Raw genomic sequence first — 4022 nt, 5'->3', positions numbered from 1 at the left:
CGACGCTGACGCCGCTGCGGGGCGACCGTCTGGTCACGGCGTATGTCGAGCTGATCGATGCCAATGGCTACTGGGTGGAGAAGGCGGGTCTATTCGCGCTCGGACAACCCTCCGACAAGGCGATGGCGATCGGCGAGGCTTGCGTGCAGGCGATGGCGGACATCAAGCGCGTGATCCGGCCAGGCATGCGGGTAAGCGAGCTCGGCCAGCTGATCCGCGCGCACGGCGACGGCGTGCAGGCAGTGACGGGCATCTGGCACGGGCATGGCATCGGGATCGATCACGATATCCCGGTTATCGCCGACGAGGGAGACGAAGTATTGGAGCCGGGGATGGTCGTCAGTATTCATCCTAACTTTGCAGATGCCGATGAAGAGGTGGGGGCAAGTATTGCCGATGTGTTTGTCGTCGGAGACGAGGAGGCGCGCGGACTGAGCAAGCTGCCGTATGAGATCGTGCAGCTGTAGATGTCGCCGTATGAGATCGTGCAGTTGTAGCAGACGACGTCGTATGAGGTCGTGCAGTCGTGACGGGCGCTGTCGCATCCAGCAGAGGTGCGTGACGGCCCTGCATTTTATGTACTGAAAGGGGAGCAATCATGAGCAGATTTACACTGGGTATCGATGTGGGCGGGACGTTCACGGACCTGGTAGCCTTCAATACCGAGTCGGGCGAGCAGGTGATCGACAAGGCGTCCTCGACGCCTGCCGATCCGTCGATCGGCGTGCTGAACGGACTGGAGAGTCTCGCCGCCAAGCTATCGCTGAGCCGCAGCGAGCTGCTGGAGCAGACCCGGCTGATCGTCCATGGCACGACGGTGACGACCAACGCGGTGCTGACGGGCAGGGGCGCCAAGACCGGGCTGCTGACGACCGCGGGCTTCCGGGACATCCTCCAGATGCGCCGGGGCGTGCGCAGCAAGGAGCATCTCTTCAACAACAAATATGTCGCGCCTGCGCCGCTCGTCGAGCGGGATCTGCGGATCGGGCTGCGAGAGCGGACGGATGCCGCCGGCCTGCTGCTGAAGCCGGTCGAGGATGGCGAGCTGGAGGCGGCGGCCCGGCTGTTCCGCGAGGAAGGCGTCGAGGCGGTGGCGATCTGTTTTATGCACGCCCACGCCAATCCCGCCAACGAAGAGGCGGCGGCTGCACGGTTGCGCGAGCTGCTGCCTGACGTGTTCGTCACCCACTCGGCGGAGGTGTCACCAATGGTGCGCCTCTACAACCGCGTGAGCACGACGGTGATGAACGCGTATGTCGGGCCGGTGCTCCAGACATACATCGACCGGCTGCTGGGCGCGCTACGCGAGCAGGGCTTCCGCAGCGGCGAGCTGCTGATCATGCAGTCCAACGGCGGGATCACCAGCCCGGACAACGTGGCGACGATCCCGGCGACGACGGTGCTCTCTGGACCGGCCGGAGGCCCGGTGGCAGGCAGCGCCTTTGCCCGCGCTTATGGTCGCGAGGAGGCGATCGTCATCGATATGGGCGGCACCTCGTTCGAGGCGTCGATCATCCGGGGCGGCGAGGTGACGATCCGCAAGGAAGGCGAGATCAACCGCAATCATCTCGCGCTGCCGATGGCGGATATCCACTCGATCGGCTCCGGCGGCGGCAGCATCGCCTGGATCGACGACGGCGGCCTCCTGCGCGTCGGCCCGCAGAGCGCGGGCGCGAGACCGGGACCAGCCTGCTATGGACGCGGCGGCAAGCTGCCGACCTGCTCCGATGCCGATCTGGTGCTCGGCTATCTCGATGGCGACTACTTCCTCGGCGGCGAGATGAGGCTCGATGTCGAGCTGGCAGAGCGCGCGATCCGCGAGCATATCGCCGAGCCGCTCGGCCTGAGCGTCGAGGAGGCCGCCTATGGCATCTACACGATCTCCAACCTCAACATGACCGGCGGCATCAAGGAGATCACGGTGCAGAACGGGCATGATCCGCGCGAATTTCCGATGGTCGTGGCCGGCGGGGCGGCCCCGGTGCATGCGGCGATGATGGCCCGCGAGCTGGGGATGACCGAGATGATCATCCCGAAGTATTCGTCGGTGCTGTGCGCAGTCGGCATGCTGGCCTCGGATCTGCGGCACGACTACGTCAAGAGCTTCCAGCATAGCTGGCGCCACATCGAGCTGCCGCTGATCGAGGCGATGCTCCGCGCGTCGCGTCACGAGGGCTGGCAGGCGCTCGGTCAGGAAGGCGTGACGGTGTCGAAGCGCGAGGTGATCGTTGGCATCGATATGCGCTACAGCGGCCAGCATTACGAGGTGACGATCGAGTTCGACGAAGCGCTCCTGCTGGCAGGCGACAAAGCGCCGATCGAGGAGCTGTTCCATCAGGAGCATGAGCGGTTGTACGGCTTTGACCTGCGCCATCACGAGCTGGAGGTCGTCAATCTGCGCCTCTCGTGCCGGGGCAAGCAGGCGGTGTTCGAGCTGCCGCGCTCGGAGCAAGCGGCAGCTGGCGAGCAGCCGCAGCCGCGCGGCAGCCGACGGATGTACGATCCGGCGCTGCGCCAGTCGGTGGAGACGCCGATCTATGACGGAGAGACGATGAAGGCCGGTACGCAGCTTCAAGGACCGTGCATCGTCGAGCTGATCACGACGACGATTATCGTGCCGACAGGCTTCGAGCTGGCATATGGCAATCATGGCAGCTTCATCATGCGGGATGTCGAGAAAGGGGAGCGAGTATGATGGATCAGATTACGATATCGGTCATCGCCAATCGGCTCAAGGCGATCGGCCGGCAGATGGGCGTCGTCATCGAGCGGAGCGCGCATTCGCCGTTGCTCGTAGAGGGTCGCGACTTCTCCCTCGGCATCTACAGCGCCGCCGGCGCGCTCATCGAGCAGACGGAATATATCCCGATCCTTGGCTATGCGACGGGGCCGGGCGTACAGGCGGTCATCGATTACTTCGGCGACGATGTGCATCCGGGCGACGCCTTCCTGCACAACGACCCGTACACCGGGGGCAATCAACTGTCCGACTGGAAGGTGATCAAGCCGGTCTTCCTGGAGGGCCAGTTGGTCGCCTGGACGGCGATCACGGCTCACCAGGCGGACGTGGGCGGCTCGGTGCCCGGCTCGTACAACCCGTATGCGACCGACCTGTGGCAGGAGGGGCTGCGGATTACGCCGCTGCGCATCTACGAGGGCAACCGCAAGCGTCGCGATGTGTGGGACTTCGTGTTCGGCAACGTCCGCCTGCCGATCGTCGCAGACGATATCCAGGCGATGATCGGCGGTTGCACTGTCGGCGAGCGCGAGCTGATGGCCTTGATCGGCCGTTATACGATCCCGGTATTCGACGAGGCGGTGGAGGAGATCTTCAACTCGACCGAGCGGATGGCCAAGCGGATTATCAGCGAGATTCCGAACGGCGAGTATACGGCGCGCTGGTGGGCCAACGACAACGGCTTTGACCACGAAGCCCGGATGAACATCGACGTCAAGGTCATCGTTGAGGACGAGCAGATGACGGTCGACTTCACCGGCACCCATCCGCAGACGCCGGGGTATGTCAATGCGCCGCTGCCGGTGACGGTCTCCTCGGTGATGATCGCCTTCTTTATGCTGAGCGAGCAGGAGATCGCGCACAACGAGGCGATCAAGCGCTGCATCCGCTTTGTCGTGCCCGAGGGCACCATGTTGAACCCCCGCTATCCGGCGGCCTCCGGCTTCGGCAACCATCTGAGCGACCAGATCGTCTCGGCGGTCATGCTGGCGCTCTCCGAGGCGCTGCCAGGACGGGTCACGGCGGGCTGGAATCCGCTGCTCTGCTCGATCATGAACGGCACCGACCCGCGCAAGGGAACGCCATATGTCGACATTATGATCAATGCGTGCAAGGGCGGCAGCGGCGGCACCGAGGGCGCCGACGGATACGACCATATCGGCCTGATCGCCTCCGGCGGCGCGATCTCGGCGCAGGACCCGGAGATGTTCGAGCTGATCAATCCGTGCTTCCTGCACAAGTTCGAGATGCGCGGCGGGTGCGCGGCAGGCGCGGGCGCTTGGCC

At 64.6% G+C, this 4022-nt stretch carries 3 protein-coding genes; all 3 read left to right on the top strand.

Annotation, left to right across the window (positions count from 1 at the left end):
• Positions 1 to 467 (top strand): M24 family metallopeptidase (locus PA598K_RS28985; protein WP_148092007.1); only part of this gene is annotated, 467 nt, incomplete at its 5' end.
• Positions 468 to 598: 131 nt separating this feature from the next.
• Positions 599 to 2695: a hydantoinase/oxoprolinase family protein gene (locus PA598K_RS28980; protein WP_128660280.1), complete on the top strand. Its 2097-nt coding sequence runs from the start codon at positions 599 to 601 to the stop codon at positions 2693 to 2695.
• The coding region (locus PA598K_RS28975) for a hydantoinase B/oxoprolinase family protein (RefSeq protein ID WP_260405664.1) at positions 2692 to 4022 on the top strand (1331 nt) is incomplete at its 3' end. The genes PA598K_RS28980 and PA598K_RS28975, both read left to right, overlap by 4 nt.

It is taken from the genome of Paenibacillus sp. 598K, assembly GCF_003851045.1.
GTDB lineage: Bacteria > Bacillota > Bacilli > Paenibacillales > Paenibacillaceae > Paenibacillus_D.
The sequence above is the reverse complement of the archived record's forward strand: the minus strand, read 5'-3'. Positions and strand labels throughout refer to the sequence as shown.

Excerpts from the sequence above, each read along its gene's own strand:
- PA598K_RS28980 (WP_128660280.1), top strand. The coding sequence starts at position 599 with ATGAGCAGATTTACACTGGGTATCGATGTGGGCGGGACGTTCACGGAC.